The organism is Vibrio caribbeanicus ATCC BAA-2122 (assembly GCF_000165125.1).
Lineage (GTDB): Bacteria > Pseudomonadota > Gammaproteobacteria > Enterobacterales > Vibrionaceae > Vibrio > Vibrio caribbeanicus.
Genome location: NZ_AEIU01000081.1, coordinates 43,933 through 62,812, shown reverse-complemented (window position 1 = coordinate 62,812; position 18,880 = coordinate 43,933). Strand labels below are relative to the sequence as shown.

20 protein-coding genes are annotated in these 18,880 nt (G+C 43.0%); 6 read left to right on the top strand and 14 right to left on the bottom strand.

From position 1 onward, the window contains the following. Nucleotides 1-19 precede the first annotated feature (19 nt). From rseP to rpsB, 8 genes are all read right to left on the bottom strand, one after another. On the bottom strand, nucleotides 20-1,378 hold the full coding sequence (gene rseP / locus RH40_RS12770; RefSeq protein WP_009601959.1) for a sigma E protease regulator RseP: 1,359 nt from the start codon (nucleotides 1,376-1,378) through the stop codon (nucleotides 20-22). Next, the gene (gene ispC / locus RH40_RS12765; protein WP_009601958.1) at nucleotides 1,375-2,583 is read right to left on the bottom strand and encodes a 1-deoxy-D-xylulose-5-phosphate reductoisomerase; all 1,209 of its coding nucleotides are present in this window, start codon (nucleotides 2,581-2,583) and stop codon (nucleotides 1,375-1,377) included. Before ispC ends, rseP begins: the two co-directional genes overlap by 4 nt. 41 nt (nucleotides 2,584-2,624) lie before the next feature. Next, nucleotides 2,625-3,467 (bottom strand): phosphatidate cytidylyltransferase, encoded by an 843-nt coding sequence (locus tag RH40_RS12760; protein WP_009601957.1) that lies wholly within the window; start codon nucleotides 3,465-3,467, stop codon nucleotides 2,625-2,627. 11 nt (nucleotides 3,468-3,478) lie between these two features. Beyond that, nucleotides 3,479-4,234 (bottom strand): polyprenyl diphosphate synthase, encoded by a 756-nt coding sequence (gene uppS, locus RH40_RS12755; RefSeq protein WP_009601956.1) that lies wholly within the window; start codon nucleotides 4,232-4,234, stop codon nucleotides 3,479-3,481. Between the two features lie 96 nt (nucleotides 4,235-4,330). Beyond that, nucleotides 4,331-4,888 carry a ribosome recycling factor gene (gene frr, locus RH40_RS12750; protein WP_009601955.1) on the bottom strand — a complete coding sequence of 186 codons (558 nt, stop codon included), beginning with the start codon at nucleotides 4,886-4,888 and terminating at the stop codon, nucleotides 4,331-4,333. Between the two features lie 96 nt (nucleotides 4,889-4,984). After that, a complete protein-coding gene (gene pyrH, locus RH40_RS12745; RefSeq protein WP_009601954.1) occupies nucleotides 4,985-5,716 on the bottom strand; it encodes a UMP kinase in 732 nt (243 codons plus the stop codon). Between the two features lie 148 nt (nucleotides 5,717-5,864). Then, nucleotides 5,865-6,707: a translation elongation factor Ts gene (gene tsf / locus RH40_RS12740; protein WP_009601953.1), complete on the bottom strand. Its 843-nt coding sequence runs from the start codon at nucleotides 6,705-6,707 to the stop codon at nucleotides 5,865-5,867. Between the two features lie 132 nt (nucleotides 6,708-6,839). Next, the gene (rpsB, locus tag RH40_RS12735; protein WP_009601952.1) at nucleotides 6,840-7,568 is read right to left on the bottom strand and encodes a 30S ribosomal protein S2; all 729 of its coding nucleotides are present in this window, start codon (nucleotides 7,566-7,568) and stop codon (nucleotides 6,840-6,842) included. Between the two features lie 389 nt (nucleotides 7,569-7,957). Here rpsB and map point away from each other — a divergent pair, with 389 nt between their 5' ends. From map to RH40_RS12720, 3 genes are all read left to right on the top strand, one after another. After that, the gene (map, locus tag RH40_RS12730) at nucleotides 7,958-8,836 is read left to right on the top strand and encodes a type I methionyl aminopeptidase (RefSeq protein ID WP_009601951.1); all 879 of its coding nucleotides are present in this window, start codon (nucleotides 7,958-7,960) and stop codon (nucleotides 8,834-8,836) included. A gap of 95 nt (nucleotides 8,837-8,931) precedes the next feature. Then, nucleotides 8,932-11,565, top strand: coding sequence for a bifunctional uridylyltransferase/uridylyl-removing protein GlnD (glnD, locus tag RH40_RS12725; RefSeq protein ID WP_009601950.1), 2,634 nt, complete (start codon nucleotides 8,932-8,934; stop codon nucleotides 11,563-11,565). Nucleotides 11,566-11,704: 139 nt separating this feature from the next. Continuing rightward, the gene (locus tag RH40_RS12720) at nucleotides 11,705-12,088 is read left to right on the top strand and encodes a DUF3461 family protein (protein ID WP_009601949.1); all 384 of its coding nucleotides are present in this window, start codon (nucleotides 11,705-11,707) and stop codon (nucleotides 12,086-12,088) included. Nucleotides 12,089-12,153: 65 nt separating this feature from the next. Here RH40_RS12720 and pgpA read toward each other — a convergent pair whose 3' ends face one another. The 6 genes from pgpA to RH40_RS12690 all read right to left on the bottom strand — a co-directional run bounded on the left by pgpA (nucleotide 12,154) and on the right by RH40_RS12690 (nucleotide 16,757). Next, nucleotides 12,154-12,660 carry a phosphatidylglycerophosphatase A gene (gene pgpA / locus RH40_RS12715; RefSeq protein ID WP_009601948.1) on the bottom strand — a complete coding sequence of 169 codons (507 nt, stop codon included), beginning with the start codon at nucleotides 12,658-12,660 and terminating at the stop codon, nucleotides 12,154-12,156. A 12-nt stretch (nucleotides 12,661-12,672) separates the two neighbouring features. Continuing rightward, nucleotides 12,673-13,638: a thiamine-phosphate kinase gene (gene thiL / locus RH40_RS12710; RefSeq protein ID WP_009601947.1), complete on the bottom strand. Its 966-nt coding sequence runs from the start codon at nucleotides 13,636-13,638 to the stop codon at nucleotides 12,673-12,675. 85 nt (nucleotides 13,639-13,723) lie between these two features. Further along, nucleotides 13,724-14,191, bottom strand: a complete 468-nt coding sequence (gene nusB, locus RH40_RS12705; protein ID WP_009601946.1) for a transcription antitermination factor NusB — start codon at nucleotides 14,189-14,191, stop codon at nucleotides 13,724-13,726. After that, a complete protein-coding gene (gene ribH / locus RH40_RS12700) occupies nucleotides 14,191-14,661 on the bottom strand; it encodes a 6,7-dimethyl-8-ribityllumazine synthase (RefSeq protein WP_009601945.1) in 471 nt (156 codons plus the stop codon). Before ribH ends, nusB begins: the two co-directional genes overlap by 1 nt. 282 nt (nucleotides 14,662-14,943) lie before the next feature. Next, a complete protein-coding gene (locus RH40_RS12695; protein WP_009601944.1) occupies nucleotides 14,944-15,678 on the bottom strand; it encodes a VOC family protein in 735 nt (244 codons plus the stop codon). Between the two features lie 464 nt (nucleotides 15,679-16,142). Further along, on the bottom strand, nucleotides 16,143-16,757 hold the full coding sequence (locus tag RH40_RS12690) for a 3'-5' exonuclease (RefSeq protein ID WP_009601943.1): 615 nt from the start codon (nucleotides 16,755-16,757) through the stop codon (nucleotides 16,143-16,145). 285 nt (nucleotides 16,758-17,042) lie between these two features. Here RH40_RS12690 and RH40_RS12685 point away from each other — a divergent pair, with 285 nt between their 5' ends. The 3 genes from RH40_RS12685 to RH40_RS12675 all read left to right on the top strand — a co-directional run bounded on the left by RH40_RS12685 (nucleotide 17,043) and on the right by RH40_RS12675 (nucleotide 18,805). Continuing rightward, a complete protein-coding gene (locus RH40_RS12685; RefSeq protein ID WP_009601942.1) occupies nucleotides 17,043-17,354 on the top strand; it encodes a hypothetical protein in 312 nt (103 codons plus the stop codon). Between the two features lie 41 nt (nucleotides 17,355-17,395). Next, nucleotides 17,396-18,091 (top strand): hypothetical protein, encoded by a 696-nt coding sequence (locus RH40_RS12680; RefSeq protein WP_009601941.1) that lies wholly within the window; start codon nucleotides 17,396-17,398, stop codon nucleotides 18,089-18,091. 117 nt (nucleotides 18,092-18,208) lie between these two features. After that, nucleotides 18,209-18,805, top strand: coding sequence for a class I SAM-dependent methyltransferase (locus RH40_RS12675; RefSeq protein WP_009601940.1), 597 nt, complete (start codon nucleotides 18,209-18,211; stop codon nucleotides 18,803-18,805). The last annotated feature ends 75 nt before the right edge of the window (nucleotides 18,806-18,880 follow it).

Below are 18,880 nucleotides of genomic sequence, written 5' to 3'. Positions count from 1 at the left end.
TACTTCAAACTTTGTTCGTCTATAAACGGGCAAAATCATTGAAAATAGCTACTGTCATTAGGGCAAAAATCACAGCACCGCCTAGACGATAACCCATTTCCTGAATTTTTTCGGGTACTGGACGTCTGATGACTGCTTCGATCGCGAAAAATAATAAATGTCCACCGTCAAGCATTGGGAGTGGTACCAGGTTAATAATACCAAGGTTCACACTTATCAATGCTAGAAAACCCAAAAAGTATACCAATCCATAGTCGGCGGTCGTTCCCGCACCTTTAGCAATAGAGATAGGCCCGCTAAGGTTGTTAATACCGACATCACCAACTATGAGTTTTTTCAGCATACTCATTGTCAACTCGATGACTTGAATTGTTTTATCCGATGCTTTAGCAATCGCTTCCAGAGGACCAAACTGTAGGTCAAATCGATAGTTATCAGGCCACTCTCCCACTTGTGGAGCAATACCAGCGAATCCGATTATTTTCCCATTTTCTAACTCTCGCGAATCAGGAACAAGTGATAAGGTTGTCAATCTTCCATCTCGCTCAACCTCAATCGTCATTGCTTTCTCTGGACTGCCTTGGATAAGGTCGACAATCTGTTGCCAGCTCGCCACACTTTTATCATCGATACTTACTATCGTATCTCCCGAGACTAAACCAGCCTTACCACCAGCTCCAGAATCAGAAACACTTGCTAGTGTCATCGAAATCTGTGGCCTGAACGGAACAAAACCAAGAGACTTCATTGCAGACTCTGTTTCTGGATCAAAGGTCCAATTTTCAAGATCGAGCTGCTTAATCTCTTCAACGCCGATACTATCACTCGGAGCCACAGTCAATGTCATGGCCTTATCCCCAATATGAGAGATAAGCTGCATGTTCACTGATTCCCAATCTGCAGTTTTGATACCTGAAACTGCTTTTAGTTCCATATTTGATTCAAGGCCTGCTTGTGCCGCAATAGAGTCAGGAAAAACTTCACCGACAACGGGCTTAACAGCAGGCACACCGATTAAGAAAACCAACCAATAAGCGAAAATAGCAAATAAGAAATTAAAGGCTGGCCCAGCAGCGACTATAGAGCTTCTCTGCCAAAGAGGCTTTTGGTCAAATGCAAAAGGGCGATCATCATCGCTTAGATCATCGACGCGTCCATCAAGCATTTTAACATAGCCCCCGAGAGGAATAATTGACAAACTATATTCCGTCCCGTCTTTTCCTACCCGACTCCAAATTGATTTGCCAAATCCAATAGAGAATTTTTCAACCTTTACACCGCATCGACGTGCTACCCAGAAATGACCATATTCATGTACAGCAACCAGAATACCCAACGCAACAAGAAAAGAGGCAAGGTTCCAAATAATATCTGTCATTTTTTATATTCCCTCATCAAGGCTTCGGTCATGGCCCTAGACATTTTATCAATCTCTAACAAACTCTCTAGGTCTGAACAGTTAGACTCATTGTAATGAGCACTAATTTTAGCGACGACAGCATCATTTACCCTTGCAATATCTGTAAATCTCAATTTTGAATTTAAGAATGCCTCTACCGCGATTTCATTCGCTGCATTGAGTGCCGTGGTCGCATGTTGACCTTCAAAACAGGCATCTATCGCAAGCTTCAAACAAGGGTATCGTGCATAATCGGGCTGTAAGAAATTCAAACTACCAATCGTCGAAAAATCGAGCGCTTTCACACCTGCATTGACACGAGAAGGATAAGACAAGGCGCAAGCAATCGGGGTAGCCATATCTGGTTCCCCCATCTGCGCGATCACTGAACCATCAACGTATTGAACCATTGAATGTATGATCGATTGCGGGTGTATAATGACTTTCAATTGCTCCGGCGTCGTATTGAAGAGCCATCTTGCTTCAATGTACTCCAGGCCTTTATTCATCATGGTTGCAGAGTCTACTGAAACTTTCGGTCCCATCGACCAATTAGGATGAGCAATGGCTTGCTGCGGCGTAACGCTTGCTAATGTAGATATCTCAGAATTTAAAAACGGGCCACCAGAGCCTGTCAATAAAATATTCGATATACCATACTCTGATAATTGACAGTGCCCTAAGCTAGTCTGTACTTCATTAGGGAGACACTGGAATATCGCATTATGCTCGCTATCAACTGGCAGTATCTGAGCGCCACTCTGCTTTGCTTCGTCGATGAATAAACGCCCAGACATAACTAAAGACTCTTTATTCGCGAGCAATACCTTCTTACCCGCTTTAACAGCAGCCATCGTTGGTAATAATCCAGCTGCGCCGACGATAGCAGCCATAACAACATCGACTTCATGAGCAGAAGATACATGACACATAGCATCAACGCCGTGCATAATCTTGATCTGGTCAGAGTTTGAGCCCAAAAGCTCTTTTAATTGCTTCGCTGAAGATTCATCAGCCATTACCGCATATTCAGGACGCCACACCCGACAAAGTTCAGCCATTTTTAGCGCATTTTGACCAGCAACTAAGGCGAACACTTCATACTTTTCAGGGTTATTGACTAATACTTTGAGTGTGCTTGCCCCGATAGAGCCCGTCGCACCCAAAATTGTTAACTTACACATTCTACAATACCAATATTTTAATTTTGTTACCAAGCACGTCGCTAAAGAACAAAATATAAGAAGGCAAAAACAGGAAATGCCGCGGTCAAACTATCAACACGATCGAGAACACCACCATGCCCAGGGATAATATTACTACTGTCTTTAATACCAGATGCACGCTTAAACATGCTTTCAACCAAATCACCCAGCACTGAGATTACCACGGTAACTAGAGTGATAACTATCATTAGTCCATCACTACTAAATTTAAGATTAAACCAGTGTGCCGCAGCCCACCCTACAATGATGGCTGTGACGATCCCTCCGAATAACCCTTCTAATGTTTTATTTGGACTCACATTTGGTGCCATCTTACGCTGACCTATCGCTTTACCCACGAAGTAAGCCCCACTATCAGCAGCCCATACGATTAAGCACACATAAAGTACCAGTTTTGCTCCATGATACGGTGAAGTCTCTATTCCTTCAGCCCGCAATAGAACAACACTCCAGAAGAAAGGAAGTAATGTTAGTAGCCCGAATAGATGGGGAAACACTTTGGACTCACTCCAAGTGACCGCTGTTCTTGGGTAAGTCACAGCAAGAAAGCTGGCAAACAACCACCATATAAAACCAAGCGAAAGGATAACAATATGGGGAAAGGTAACCGTATTTAGGCTCAACACATCAAAAGGAACAAACAAAACAGAAGAGATTGAGACAGCCAAGCCCGGAATTAGCCCAACCATTCTAGATGGACCTCCAACAAACTGGGTCCATTCCCAGAACCCCAAAAGAGTGATAAAGGCAAGCGCTACCATAAATGCGGATAGGGAAAGTTTGAAAATTCCCAATATAACCAAAGGCGCGAGAATTAATGCCGTTATTATTCTTAATTTCAAACGTTTTTCCTTTATTGACTTACAGTCGTTGTTGTTATCTGTTCGCTAGTACAACCGAAGCGGCGCTCACGGTTAAGGTACCAATCAATCGCCTCAACCAAACAATCTTCATTAAAATCTGGCCAAAAAATAGGAGTAAAATACATTTCAGCATAAGCCATTTGCCAAAGCATAAAGTTACTGATACGACATTCTCCGCTGGTTCTAATCATAAGATCGACTTCAGGAAGGTCAGCCATAGTGAGATGAGATTGGATCAATTCTTCACTAATATCTTCACTCTTCATACTTCCGTTTTCGACTTTTTCAGTAATATTTTTTACCGCTTGAGTGATGTCCCATCGTCCACCGTAGTTAGCAGCAATGTTTACCACCAAGCCATCATTATTTCTCGTTAAATTTTCGGCATGAAGAATTTTAGACTGGAGGCTTTTACTAAAACGAGAGATATCACCGACAATACACAATCTAATATTATTCTTGTGTAGCTTTTTAATTTCGGTTGATAAAACTGAAATAAACAGTTCCATCAAAACACCAACCTCTTCCACTGGTCTTTGCCAGTTCTCGCTACTAAAGGCGAAAAGTGTCAATGCTTTGATACCAAGCTTTGCGGACATCGTAATAGTTTTTCGTACCGCGCTAACACCTTTGCGATGGCCAAAAACACGAGACTTCCCTTGAGCTTTCGCCCAACGTCCGTTACCGTCCATAATAATAGCAATGTGTTTGGGAAGTAAGTCTGGTGAGAGTTGTACGCTATGCATAAGAATTAATTTGAGAATCTGCAAGAGGTAGAGACTAGCATAAAAAGGCGCTGTACTGCGAGTACAGCGCCTTTTTAATTAAAAGATTCTGGAATTTTAGACTTCCATCAACTCTTTTTCTTTCGCTGCTAAAACTTCATCAACTTGTTTAACAGCAGCATCAGTCAACTTTTGAATCTCATCTTGACCTTTACGATCTTCATCTTCTGAGATTTCTTTCTCTTTTAGGAGTGCTTTTAAATCGCCATTAGCATCACGACGAATATTGCGGATAGCAACACGCCCACCCTCAGCTTCACCTCTAACGATCTTCACTAGGTCTTTACGACGTTCTTCTGTCAATGGTGGAAGTGGTACACGAATAATAGTACCCGCAGACATTGGGTTTAGCCCCAGATCAGACATCATAATCGCTTTCTCAACTTTTTGAGTCAGCTCTTTATCAAATACTGTAATAGCCAATGTACGCGCATCTTCTGCAACGACGTTTGCTACCTGATTTAAAGGAGTCGGAGCCCCATAGTACTCAACTGAAATACCAGACAGTAAGCTTGGATGCGCTCGCCCTGTTCTTACTTTAGAAAGGTTGTTTTTCAGCGCTTCTACGCTTTTTTCCATACGCTCTTGAGCGTCTTGTTTGATTTCGTTAATCACAATATCACCTTAATATATATACCTTTCTTGAAGAAAGCCCTTGAGGGTCTTCAAGATGCAATACCGTTGCAAACGTCATGCTACGGTAGGTTGGAATTACTCTGCGTCGCTGATTAGCGTACCTTCTTCTTCGCCCATTACCACGCGACGTAATGCACCTGGTTTATTCATATTGAACACGCGAATTGGCATTTTGTGGTCACGCGCCAAAGTAAACGCAGCTAAGTCCATAACCTTGAGCTCTTTTTCAAGAACAGCATTGAACGACAGCTTATCATACAGTTCTGCGTCTGGGTTTGCTACTGGGTCAGCGGTAAATACACCATCTACTTTTGTTGCTTTTAGAACCACATCGGCTTCTATCTCAATTCCGCGGAGACAAGCTGCAGAATCCGTAGTAAAAAATGGGTTACCGGTTCCCGCAGAGAAAATGACAACTCGACCTTGGCGAAGCTCACGTATAGCATCAGCCCAGTTATAATCATCACAAACCCCTTTAAGAGGTATTGCAGACATAACACGAGCGTTAACATAAGCTCTATGTAGCGCATCTCGCATCGCCAGGCCATTCATTACTGTAGCCAGCATACCCATATGATCGCCAACCACACGGTTCATACCAGCCTCAGCAAGGCCTGCACCACGGAACAAGTTACCACCACCGATAACGACACCAACTTGAACACCGAGTTCAACCAGTTCCTTCACCTCTTGTGCCATGCGATCTAAGATTGCAGGGTCAATACCGAAACCTTCTTCACCTTGTAGTGCTTCACCACTGAGTTTTAATAGAATACGTTGATAGGCTGGTTTAGGGTTAGTTGTCATGGAGTTTACCTTCCAAAAGAGAGTTTTATTAACAGTCATGGATAAGGACTCGAAAATTCTTATCCATGACGGCTAACGGTTCATTACTATAGTCATAAAAAGACCGCAGCCTTGGCTACGGTCTAAACTTTGTGCATAACTCTAAAGGTTAACCTTTCTGAGCAGCAGCAACTTCTTCAGCAAAGCTCATCTCTGCTGCTTTTTCGATGCCTTCACCCACTTCTAGGCGAACAAAGTTAGCAACTGATACGCTCTTCTCTTTAAGCATTTCGCCAACAGTTTTCTTTGGCTCCATGATGAACGCTTGACCTGTCAGAGAGATTTCGCCTGTGAATTTCTTCATACGGCCAACAACCATCTTCTCAGCGATTTCTGCAGGTTTACCTTCGTTCATAGCAATTTCAACTTGAACTTCTTTCTCTTTTGCAACTACGTCAGCAGGTACATCTTCTGGGTTAACGTACTCTGGCTTAGAAGCTGCAACGTGCATTGCAACGTGCTTAAGTGTTTCAGCATCACCTTCACCAGCAACAACAACACCAATTTTCTCACCATGACGGTAAGAAGCAATTGCTGCACCTTCAATGTAAGCAACTCGACGGATGTTGATGTTTTCGCCAATTTTTGCCACAAGAGCAACACGCTCTTCTTCAAATTGGTCAACAAGTGCTTCAACGGTTGCTTTAGAAGTAAGAGCTTCTGCCGCTACTTTTTCTGCGAACGCAGTAAAGTTACCATCTTTAGCAACGAAGTCAGTTTGACAGTTAACTTCAAGAAGTACAGCAACACCATTTTCTTCTTTAATGATGATCGCGCCTTCAGCTGCAACATTGCCCGCTTTCTTAGCAGCTTTTGCTGCACCAGATTTGCGCATGTTTTCAATCGCTAGTTCAATGTCAGCATTCGCTTCAACTAGCGCTTTTTTACATTCCATCATACCTGCGCCAGTACGTTCGCGCAGTTCTTTAACTAGAGCAGCAGTAACAGCCATTCTCTATTCCTCGGTTGATTCTGAATTTGATAAGAAACAGGGGCCCTTTTATACGGCCCCTGCTGATAACTATAACTTAGTCTGTGTAATAATCAGATTACACAAGATGCTAAGTGTGACTAGGAGCGACTATTACTCAGTTTCTACGAAACCGTCTTTTTCAGCAGCTTCTGCAACGTCTTTGTTACGACCTTCTGTCACTGATGCAGCTGCAGCGTTTAGGTAAAGCTGTACTGCACGGATAGCATCATCGTTACCTGGGATAATGTAGTCAACGCCGTCTGGGTTAGAGTTTGTATCTACCACTGCGTATACTGGAATACCTAGGTTGTTCGCTTCTTTAATCGCGATGTGCTCGTGATCAGCATCGATTACGAATAGAGCATCAGGCAATCCGCCCATATCTTTGATACCACCAAGAGATTTCTCTAGCTTCTCCATTTCGCGAGTACGCATTAGAGCTTCTTTCTTAGTTAGCTTGTCAAACGTACCGTCTTGAGATTGACCTTCAAGCTCTTTTAGACGTTTGATAGACTGGCGAACCGTTTTGTAGTTTGTAAGCATACCGCCCAACCAGCGGTTGTTTACGTAGTACTGGTTGCTCGCGATTGCAGCTTCTTTAACAGCTTCAGATGCAGCGCGTTTAGTACCTACGAAAAGTACTTTACCTTTTTTCTCACCAACTTTAGCAAGATCTGCTAGAGCTTCGTTGAACATAGGTACAGTTTTTTCCAGGTTAATGATATGAACTCGATTACGAGCGCCAAAGATGAATGGCTTCATTTTTGGGTTCCAGTAACGAGTCTGGTGACCGAAGTGAACACCAGCTTTAAGCATATCGCGCATTGATACAGTTGCCATTTTAAATTCCTCTATGGGGTTAGGCCTCCACATTCCCCATAATTCCGACCAATTTTTCATTGGCACCCCGGAATATGTGTCGAAATGTGTGTGATTTAAAAATATAGTATTTAGAATGTAGCAAGCTTCGCAGACTTTATAGGTTTAAAGCAGAGAAAACTGACCACTATTCAGGCGCGCTTTATACCATAGAAAGCCTGCTTTTGGCTAGAAAAAAATACTTCCACCTCGATAAGAAGTGGATTGCTGGTTTCGTCATGTCAGAATAGAAGTCGCGTAAACATTCTCATCATCATTGCTTCCTGATAGAATAAGTGCATTTGCAACAGGTTATACCCAAGTCGCCTCAAGATGCTGGGTATATTCTCCAGAATTAAATAGAGAAACCCATGTCAATCAAAATCAAAACAGCTGAAGAAGTTGAACGTATGCGAATTGCTGGCGCTTTAGCCGCTGAAATTCTCGAAATGATTGAGCCCCACATCAAGGAAGGGGTAACAACCGATGAACTGAATCAAATTTGCCATGAATATGGCTTAGAGAAAGGCGCATACTCTGCACCTCTCGACTATCATGGTTTTCCAAAGTCCATCTGCACATCGATTAATCACATCGTATGTCACGGAGTGCCTGCTTCTGAAGATGAAATCGGCAGCAATGGCCAGTTAAAGCCAGCTGTTTTAAAAAGCGGTGATATTATTAATGTCGATATCACGGTTATCATCCCAGATGATAAAGATGCCGATCTCTCCTCTCGCCCGAAAGGATACCACGGTGATACCTCAAAGATGTTTTTGGTTGGAGATGTATCCCCTGCCGACAAACGTTTGTGTATGGTTACTCAAGAAGCCCTATATATTGGAATGCGCAAAGTCAAACCTGGCGCAACAGTCGGCGACATAGGCACAGCAATAGAAAAATACATTAAAGACAATAACAAGAAAAACCCTCGTAATAAGTTTTCAATTGTTAAAGATTTTTGTGGTCACGGCATCGGTAATGAATTCCATGAAGAACCACAAATTGTTCACTATAAAAACAGCGATCGCCGCGTCTTGAAAGAAGGTATGTGTTTTACCATAGAGCCGATGATCAATGCGGGTAAATTTGGTGTAACGGTTGACGCTGAAGACGATTGGACGGTTTACACTGGTGACGGTAAAAAATCAGCGCAATATGAACACACGGTGTTAGTTACTAAAACTGGGTGTGAGGTTATGACACTGCGCAGTGATGACACCATTCCAAGAATGATGAACAATCTATAACCACATTCAATATCCCCCAACTGGGGGATATTTTTTATCCGTGATAAATCTGCTAAATTGGAACAAGCTCGCTTATTAATGCATGGAATCGCTGTATGTCATCTCGCTCTTCAAGTTCTGCTCAAAGCCAATCGATTGACGATCTCAAATTACAATTAAGTGACTTTTCTGCGCGACAAAAAGAGTTATTTGTCAAACGACACCCCGTCTCAGAGTTAGTGTTCGGACGAGCCAAATTTATTGATACTGTATTACAGAACCTATGGTCTCAATACGATCTCTCTCAGCAAACAAACATCAGCCTGATTGCTGTCGGTGGCTATGGGAGAGGTGAGCTACACCCGTTATCTGACATTGATATTCTTATCATATCTCCAGAAACACTTGAGCAGAAAACTGCAGATGTGGTAGGGCAATTCATCACCACGTTATGGGACTTACATTTATCCGTCGGGCATGCAGTTCGCACATTACATGAATGTTCAACCATAGGTAAAGACGATCTGACGGTTGCCACAAGCTTGCAAGAAGCTCGATTTATAACAGGCTGTGAAGATCTCTTTCTTCAGCTAAAAGGAATCGTCCATTCTGATTTATTTTGGCCCAGTGAAACATTTTATCAAGCAAAGCTAGACGAGCAACGCCAGCGTCACGCTAGGTATAATGATACCGCTTATAATCTTGAACCAGATATAAAATCAACCCCCGGAGGGCTGCGAGACATACACACCCTGAGCTGGATCGCGAGAAGACATTTTGGAGCAACCTCATTACTGGAGATGAGCCGTTATGGCTTTCTAACTGATGCCGAGTATCGGGAATTAGTTGAATGTCAGGAATTCTTGTGGCGAGTGCGTTTCGCTTTACACATTGAGCTTAGAAGATACGACAATCGTTTAACCTTTCAGCATCAACCTTCAATTGCCCATTACCTCGGTTTCGAAGGTGAAGGTAATAAAGGCGTTGAAATGATGATGAAAGCCTTCTATCGCACGGTAAGGCGTGTGGCTGAACTCAACAAAATGCTGCTTAAAATTTTCGATCAAGCGATATTAAATAATGATATCCAAGCAGATATTGAACCTTTGAATGACGACTTTCAGCGCAGGGGCCACCTTATTGAAGCTAAAATGCCCGCTTTATTTCAGTCTCGCCCCGAAACCATTTTAGATATGTTCCTGCATATCGCTAACGATTCAACGATCGAAGGCGTTGCGCCCAGTACTATGCGTCAGCTCCGTACCGCTCGAAGAAGACTTAACAAATTTCTCCACACCATTCCCAAAGCGAGACAGACCTTCCTTGAGCTCTGCCGTCACCCAAATGCCCTACACAAGTCTTTTCGTTTGATGCACCGGCTGGGGGTACTTTCTGCCTACTTACCGCAATGGAGCCAGATTGTGGGCCAAATGCAATTTGACCTCTTTCATGTTTATACCGTTGATGAGCACAGTGTAAGGTTACTCAATCATATCAATATGTTCAACGATCCCAACAATCGTGACAAACACCCAATATGCTGCGAGCTCTTTCCTCGTATTCAGAAGAAAGAGCTGTTGATTATCGCTGCAATTTTTCATGATATTGGTAAAGGTAGGAAAGGCGATCACTCGATCATTGGTGAGGGAGAAGCGTACGAATTTTGTATTGAGCACGGCCTTTCAAAACCTGAGGCAAACCTAGTTGGCTGGCTGGTCAGGTATCATTTATTGATGTCTGTCACCGCTCAAAGAAGAGATATCCACGATCCCGAAGTCATTACCGAATTCGCACGCCAAGTGCGTGATGAAGAAAGACTCGAGTACCTGGTTTGTTTAACCGTTGCCGATATTTGTGCGACCAACCCAGCGCTATGGAACAGTTGGAAGCGTACCTTGCTTGCTGAGCTATTTTATTCTACCCAACGCGCACTTAGGCGCGGCTTAGAGAACCCGGTCGATATCCGTGAACGCATAAGACACAATCAGCAAATGGCCATTGCGATACTTCGTAAAGAAGGCATCAATAGCTATGATGTGGAACGACTTTGGCAGCGCTTCAAAGCGGATTATTTTTTCCGTCATACACATCAACAAATCGCTTGGCACTCGCGCCATATCGTCAATCACCAAGATAACACTGCACCTTTGGTTCTTGTCTCAAAAAATGCCACCCGCGGGGGAACCGAGGTCTTTGTTTACAGCAAAGATCAACAGGCACTGTTTGCTCGCGTTGTCGCTGAACTCAATCGACGCAATTTAAATGTCCACGATGCGCAAGTCATGACCAGTAAAGATGGGTTTATTCTCGATACTTTTATGGTACTAGACAACAAAGGCAAAGCGCTTGAAGCAAACCGCCAACAAACCATTGTTAAAAACATCACCAAAGCTCTTGCCGATTCTAAGCCATTAAAAATTAAAGCACGTCGAGCACCAAAAAACTTACAGCACTTTAAGGTCAAGACAAGAGCAGAGTTCCTGCCAACCAAGCATCAAAAACACTCCTTACTGGAATTTATCGCGCTTGATACACCGGGACTACTCGCAAAAATAGGCGCTACCTTTTCAGAACTGGGTATTCATCTGCATGCCGCTAAGATCACAACCATAGGTGAAAGAGCAGAAGATCTATTTATTATCACAGGGGAAGAAAAAGGGAAATTAAGTGAACTCGAAGAAACAAGATTAAAGGAAGCCTTGTTGAAACAGTTCACTAAGGTCGATAATAAGCTCCTGAGCAAGACTTAGTCGATCACGAGCACAAGTTCTCAACTTAAGCAGCAAATCTTCTATCTAGTCTGCCACTTGACTGCTAAATTATTCTAATCTGATTGTTCCAGATCCGGAGCGCCAGTTTGAAGAAGTCATCATCACACAGAGGCCGTCTATGTATACACACCTAAACAGTTTGGGGATCCACGAACCCGAAAAAATTGAGCGCTACGCATTACGTCAAGAAGCCCACAAAGACGTGTTGAAGATTTACTTCCACAAACAAAAAGGGGAGTTGTTCGCCAAAAGCGTTAAATTCAAATACCCACGCCAAGTTAAAAATGTCCTTGTCGATAGTGGTAGCCATCAATATAAAGAAGTCAGTGAAATCAACCGTAACCTAACCCTGGTCATTGATGAGCTGAATAAAATCACCAAACCACAAAAACTATCAGAAACAGACATTAAAGGAAAAATCCTGTCTGATTTGAAACACCTAGAGAAAGTAGTAACCAGTAAAATTGCTGAGATTGAAGCCGATCTAGAAAAAATGAAGTGATGGTGGCCTAATCCACCTTGACGCTTTAAGTAAGAGAAAGGGGAAAGCACTCCCCTATCTTTGAATCAAATAAACCAGGCTAGGTATTTACCAATGAGGTAAAGTGCTATCGCAGACATGACGCCCGCGACGATATCATCAAGCATAATTCCAAGGCCACCATGTACCCGTTTATCCAACCAACCGATCGGCCATGGTTTTACCATGTCAAAAAAGCGAAATAACACAAATCCGGTCAGTAGCCATTTCCACTCTGTTGTTGGTTGATTGAATAATGGAACAACAAGCATGGTGATCCAAAAACCTGCAAATTCGTCCCAGACAATAGAGCCGTGATCATGTACTCCCATATCATCCGAAGTCACTTGGCAAATTTTAATGCCTAATAGGCAGGCAATGACCACTGCGACAATATAACCACTTAAGGATAACTGCACCAAAAGAAGATAAAGTGGGATCGCAGCGAGCGTTCCCATTGTGCCTGGGATCACTGGAGATAAACCACTACCAAAGCCCGTCGCCATCAAGTGCCAAGGGTTTTTAAGTGAAATAAATGATAATGGAGCCTTCATCTCAAAGCCTTTCTATTTAAAATGATCATAGCCACTAACCTCCCACTCGATGGGCTGGCCAGAATAATGAATATCAAAAACGCCCTTACTGCGTATTTGACCAATACAGGTAACTTTGACACCACAATGAGCTAACCGACTGTCCAAGTTTTCTTTGAGTTCATCAGGTACAGTAAAGCACAATTCATACTCTTCCCCGCTTGATAAAGCGTATTGCTTGGCGAGTGTTGGATCATTCAAAAATAGCTCAAGATGTTCAGAGGTAGGAAGCTTTGCTATATCAATACTAACGCCCACATCAGAGCGATGCAAAATATGTTTAATGTCAGAAATAAGGCCGTCGGATAGATCGATTGAAGAGGTTGCAAAGTCCAATAAGGCCTGACCAACTAATACTCTTGGTGTTGAAAGATAGTGCGCTTTTTCCAAGGTCTGGGCATGTGGTCTATGACACAAATCCGGATTCAATATAACATCTAATCCTGCCCTGCTGTCTCCAAGATTGCCTGTCACAAAGACCCAATCCCCCACTTTCGCACCATCGCGTCGCAACGCATTATTGGCATCAACCAAACCATGCACGGTTAAAGTGATACTCAGCGGCCCCTTGGTGGTGTCGCCTCCAACCAATTGAATACCGTAATAATCGGCTAATTCAAAAAAAGCAGTACAAAATGGTTCTAACCAAGCCTCATCAACCTCTGGCATAGTCAGTGCGAGAGATACCCATGCTGGTGTGGCTCCCATCGCCACCAGATCACTGATATTGGAGGCAAGTGCCTTATGCGCAACCCAAGCAGGATTGGCATCAACTAAAAAGTGGGTTCCCGCCACTAAAGTGTCGGTGCTAATCGCAATCGCCACATCATTGGGCGCTTTTACCAGCGCGCAATCATCGCCTGCCGCCAAGACAACGTCCTTACGGGGATGTTGCCTTGCTACAAAGTATTTCTCTATCAGATTAAATTCACCAACCATGGTCTAAATATTCTCTTTCAAGGACACTAAAATGTACAAACGAAAAAAAAGTCAGCGAGTGCTGACCTTTTTTCAAATTTGGGGATTACTTTTTACGAACATGTGGTGCAGCTTTATCTAAGACCCCATTGACGAACTTATGGCTCTCTTCTGCTGCAAACACTTTGGCTAATTCGATAGCTTCGTTAATCACGACTTTATAAGGCACATCTTCACGACGCGTCATTTCATACATCGCCAAACGAAGTAGCGCCAGTTCCATCATATCCAAATCTTGCATTGGACGTGCGGTATAAGGGCGAATTTTACTATCCAATTCAGTATGACTAAGCACAACTCCGGTCAGAAGATCTCTGAAGTAAGCAACATCCGTATCTGGTGTAGAGAGAGCGGGCTCTTGGGCATGATGTTCTTCTTCATCATACTTATCTCCCGATAAAAACTGCTCTTCAATATTGGCAACATTTTCTTTAGTTATTTGCCAAGAGTAGATTGCTTGTAAAGCAAATCGGCGTGCATTACGACGTGCGGCTGGTTTCACACTGGCCCCCATTAGGAATCGATTTCTGAAAGAACGTTTATCATCTCAAGCGCGCTCAGTGCAGCCTCTGCACCTTTATTACCAGCCTTGGTTCCGGCACGCTCAATAGCCTGATCTATGGTATCAACGGTCAAAACACCAAACGCCACTGGAAGACTGTACTCCAGAGAAACTTGGGCAAGACCTTTGTTGCACTCACTACACACGTATTCAAAGTGAGGTGTGCCGCCACGAATAACCGAGCCAAGAGAAACAATTGCATCGTACTTCTTCGTTTTTGCTACGCGCTGTGCAACAAGAGGAAGCTCAACCGCACCAGGACAACGAACAACAGTAATGTTGTCTTCGCTAATTTGACCATGGCGTTTTAAAGTATCGATTGCACCAGACAATAGACTTTCGTTAATAAAACTGTTGAAACGAGAAATAACGATAGCAATTTTTGCATTTGGCGCTGGGAAGCCACCCTCGATCACTTTCATAAGCCTTCCTTTAACTGTATTCATCAAGTGAGAATCGCGGAATTCTAACAAAAGATGTGACCAATATCTAGCGAATGTTCACCTCTTGTTTATGCGCTTCTTTACCGAGATTTTCTATGAACAAAAAAAGCGCGGCTCCCCATGTACTTGGGCATCAAACCGCTCTGTATTAGCCACATATTTTGCAGCTCACACCGAGCACGTAAGACGAGTTGGTAAACCTGAGCCGCATAGGCAAGGAAAAGGGCGTCACAGCATTAACTCTTTAAAAAATGGTGATTATTACCGAGCTAACCCTGCCTCTATAAGACTTCTGCCGTTGATAATCAGTCCACTCTCTGTTGCAATTTCAAACAGACCACTTTTGTTCTCTTCTGGCGCAAGAAAAGGGGGAGCATTATCAATCACCTGAAACTCTAACAAGGTATAAGGACGCTGCCACAACCATTCACGATTAGCGACAGAGGTTAGTTCTGGTTCAGGCAGTGTCTCATCCACCCAACTGAAGAAATACAAGGTAAACCCAAAATCAAGCGCTGGCTGGATAGATTTCAGTACCATACCTTGCTGTTGACACCACGACATCATTTGCTTCTTATCGTGACACCTCATACTAATATGGGCTACTGTCGCACCAGAGCTTATCGGGTGAAAGAGTGTCGTTGATGGCGATGAATTCGAGAACGTGGTCTGTAATAACTCGATCGTCATGCCGCTTGGATCACTCAGGTGTGCAAGGTAACCAATATCTCTAAACTGTCTTGGTTCAGTGACAAAAAAACCCTGTTGACGTAACCACTGGCACGCGAGATCAAGATTGACGACCGTAATACCAATTTTCCAAAATAAATCGTCAGATTGAGTTTGATAAGGCTCGGGAATATGGGTAAAGGATAAACGCGCTCCCTGATTCTCAAACCCCCACCCTTGATCAGTGAGTGTCATCCCTAAAATATTCTGGTAAAAATTATGATGGTCTTTGGCTAAGTTGGCTTTTATCGACACGTTTGAAAACATAAATGGCTCCGCTCTACTCTCTATTCGCACAGGGGCGCGATGAAAACTTTGATACCACCCCAGATATACCCTCAACAAAACCAACCCATTGTATTTCTTTTCCTGTCAAAGAAATCTCAAGACGTTGATATAACCAAGTAACCTCAAGATGCTAGGTTCAGCGAGAATGGCTTGCTTTACAGGCAAGGCAAGGATTTTATATGCAACACATATAAACAAGGACAAATTTACCCTAATCATTACATCAGAAAAACAAGCCTGTTAGAAAAGTCTGTTTGATAAAACAAAACAATCATGCGGTAAGACATCATCAAGAAAGGGAAATTAAGGGGGCTTTATGTCCAAGTAACCTCAAGATGCTAGGTTCAGCAAGAGTGGCTTGCTTGACAGGCAAGGCAACGATTTGAAAATCTAGTCATCTAAAAAGCGCACCAGTAACACCAGCACACTTGGGCATTAGAGTTTTAAGCCCGATGGTTGGCAAGTAGCTGATCCACTTTGCTTTTGGCTGTTTTACTGATTCTCTGCATAAATGTAAAACTTGGCGAGGTAATGCCGTATTGCTCAAGCTCTTCTACCATTAGCAGCCACAACTTTGCCGTTACCTGTGCATCGGCCAAAGCGCGGTGAAATACGCCGTCGTTTTCAATATTTCGGTGGCGAACCAACTCACCAAGTTTGTGTGAGGGGGCATCTTGAATGAGCCGCCTTGCGACTAATAATGAGCAAGCGAACTCGCCAGAATAACCGCAGTTGACTCGCTCTAGCTCCGCATCCAGAAATCGCTTATCGAAGGAGGCGTTGTGAGCGATAAGATTCTCTCCCGCAATAAATTGGCTGAACGAGGTCATGACCTCATCGCAGCTCGGCGCTGTACGCAACATATTATTGGTGATACCTGTATAGCCTTCGATGAAGGTGCTCACTCGAAAACCAGGATTCATTAATCGTTGGAAACTATCGACAACTTGACCATCAACAAGTTTAACCGCACCGATTTCAATGGCGCGATCGCCCATATTTGGAGAAAGGCCTGTGGTTTCAAAATCGAGCACGACAACAGAACTAGCTTGAGTCATGAGGTTTTCCGCTTGAAAATTAAAGCGCAAAGTATCGTTGAAAGTACTAAAAAAGGAAAGATAGCAAGCTCAATATTACTTGGGTATATACCAACAACTTGGTAAGAGATGACTATTTCGCTGCGTTATTTTCCTTGAACTCAACACTGTGATATCGCTCTGAACCCTGCACTTTGAAGTCACTTGGGTATACTATAAGCGTTTGGCATTTGGGGCATGCTCAATATTATTTGAGACCATTCTAGCCAAAGCGGTTGTAAAGGTATTGATTAGGAAGTTGGCGGTATGCGTAAATCAGATAAGAAAATCGAAAATCAAATCAGAGAGGTGTTAACCGACGTTTGTGAGGACACATTAAAAAGCTACGATGGCTTTCTATGGGTGACTCATACGGTCAAATATTCTTCTTTTCCACAGAGCTTAAACATTATCTGCGTATTTGAAACCCATCAAGCGAGAACACACTTTTTAACCGGAGAAGGTCAACTTGACGTCTCTAGTGCTATCAAGAGGGGCTTTAGCCAAGCTGGGATCGATATAAAAAAAGTAGAGAAGCAGATCCATTACGAAATAAAAGACAAAATTAGCGCGGAATAGTCTTTCACAGACACTCAAAGCTTAGAAGGAGTATCTTAGCGATGAAATTAGAGTTCAAGGATTTAACTCAAACAAAGCTATGGCTATCTGAGTCTGAACGACAAGCAATTATTCACATAATAAAAATTAGTTTCTCCAACATCACACCAGAAGCGTATCTCGCTAAGTACTTCGATAGTTCAGACGCATTTGAACGTAGACTGAGACTCTATTTCGACCAAGGTAACCTAGTAGGCTACTGTCTACTTACGTTCAGCGACGAATCAACAATGATCGTAATTCGAGCCTCTGCTGGATTTATCCCTCAATACCGAAAAGGTGATAATACTTTTGTATTTTCTCTATCTGAAAGTTTTAAGTGCTGGCTACGTCGCCCGTGGAAAAAGATCTATTATGCGGACACAATGCTAAGTCCAGCCATGTATCGTGCAATAGCTAAAAACACCGGGATTATATGGCCTCACCCTCATCATCCCGCGCCAGAGAAGGTCTTTGATCTTTTTAACTCTGATGGTGATTTGAGCTCTGCTGAGCCTTTACGTTGCCTAGTTTCAGTCAATCGGTCCAGCAATTACTCGGCAGCCGAATTAACCTCTTTTGCAACGAGTGATAAGTTAGAGATCCAGTATTATCGGAAGTTGAATCCAGACTTCAATAGCGGAGTGGCTTTGTTTGTCATCATTCCAATACACTTTAAGCAGTTTTTAAAGACAGCATTGAAGAAGTTTTATGCCTAATACGTGGTATAACAAATGAAGGTTATGCGCCACATTGCCAAGGTTCAACCCTGTCGAGTTGACTCAAGGCAAACAAGGAATACTTACCTCCAATCTATTCATTAAAATCAGATTCTTATGAACAAAAAAAACCAAATTTGGCATCAATATTATCAAAAAACACTCGCTCGGCCGCATGCAAAACGGACTGAGTTTGCCGTTCAACTGAATCAGTCCAATCTCAGAGTAGCGACTGACTGTGGTTGTGGCACAGGGAGCGAAATTGAATATCTTGAAAAACAGGGATTTACCGTGCATGGCTTCGATATTAATCCTGATTCGGTTGCCATTTGTCGAGACAGGTTTAGTTCAAAGCCATTCGTGGATATTTCAGAGTCTTCGTTTGAATCTTTTGACTATCCCAAATCCGGTGTTGTTATCGCAAATTCCAGTCTGTTCTTTGCAGATCCAAGCCAATTTGACACAACTTGGCACAAGATTGAATCTTCTATTGAGGTGGGCGGCGTATTCGCTGGTGACTTTATGGGGCTCAAAGACACTTGGGCGAAAAACCACCATAGTCCAACAACACCTTTATCGGAATTAGAAGTAAAAGGGTTATTCTCTGATTTTGAAATAATCAGATTCTTTGAACGTGATGAAAATGGCAAAACATCGTCAGGTCAAACGAAGCATTGGCACACATACTCTGTGGTTGCAGTAAAACGTAAATAACAAGCGACTCTTAGTTCTTTTGGTTTCCTAAATTTATTTGCCTCTCCAAAGCCGATGTTTAACGAAAAAGTTGAC

Coding starts and splice junctions, on each gene's coding strand:
- ispC (WP_009601958.1), bottom strand. CDS start 2,583: ATGTGTAAGTTAACAATTTTGGGTGCGACGGGCTCTATCGGGGCAAGC.
- nusB (WP_009601946.1), bottom strand. CDS start 14,191: ATGGGGGCCAGTGTGAAACCAGCCGCACGTCGTAATGCACGCCGATTT.
- tsf (WP_009601953.1), bottom strand. CDS start 6,707: ATGGCTGTTACTGCTGCTCTAGTTAAAGAACTGCGCGAACGTACTGGC.
- glnD (WP_009601950.1), top strand. CDS start 8,932: ATGTCATCTCGCTCTTCAAGTTCTGCTCAAAGCCAATCGATTGACGAT.
- thiL (WP_009601947.1), bottom strand. CDS start 13,638: ATGGTTGGTGAATTTAATCTGATAGAGAAATACTTTGTAGCAAGGCAA.
- RH40_RS12680 (WP_009601941.1), top strand. CDS start 17,396: ATGAAATTAGAGTTCAAGGATTTAACTCAAACAAAGCTATGGCTATCT.
- rseP (WP_009601959.1), bottom strand. CDS start 1,378: ATGACAGATATTATTTGGAACCTTGCCTCTTTTCTTGTTGCGTTGGGT.
- RH40_RS12675 (WP_009601940.1), top strand. CDS start 18,209: ATGAACAAAAAAAACCAAATTTGGCATCAATATTATCAAAAAACACTC.
- RH40_RS12695 (WP_009601944.1), bottom strand. CDS start 15,678: ATGTTTTCAAACGTGTCGATAAAAGCCAACTTAGCCAAAGACCATCAT.
- RH40_RS12720 (WP_009601949.1), top strand. CDS start 11,705: ATGTATACACACCTAAACAGTTTGGGGATCCACGAACCCGAAAAAATT.
- pyrH (WP_009601954.1), bottom strand. CDS start 5,716: ATGACAACTAACCCTAAACCAGCCTATCAACGTATTCTATTAAAACTC.
- pgpA (WP_009601948.1), bottom strand. CDS start 12,660: ATGAAGGCTCCATTATCATTTATTTCACTTAAAAACCCTTGGCACTTG.
- ribH (WP_009601945.1), bottom strand. CDS start 14,661: ATGAAAGTGATCGAGGGTGGCTTCCCAGCGCCAAATGCAAAAATTGCT.
- uppS (WP_009601956.1), bottom strand. CDS start 4,234: ATGCATAGCGTACAACTCTCACCAGACTTACTTCCCAAACACATTGCT.
- map (WP_009601951.1), top strand. CDS start 7,958: ATGTCAATCAAAATCAAAACAGCTGAAGAAGTTGAACGTATGCGAATT.
- RH40_RS12685 (WP_009601942.1), top strand. CDS start 17,043: ATGCGTAAATCAGATAAGAAAATCGAAAATCAAATCAGAGAGGTGTTA.
- RH40_RS12690 (WP_009601943.1), bottom strand. CDS start 16,757: ATGACTCAAGCTAGTTCTGTTGTCGTGCTCGATTTTGAAACCACAGGC.
- rpsB (WP_009601952.1), bottom strand. CDS start 7,568: ATGGCAACTGTATCAATGCGCGATATGCTTAAAGCTGGTGTTCACTTC.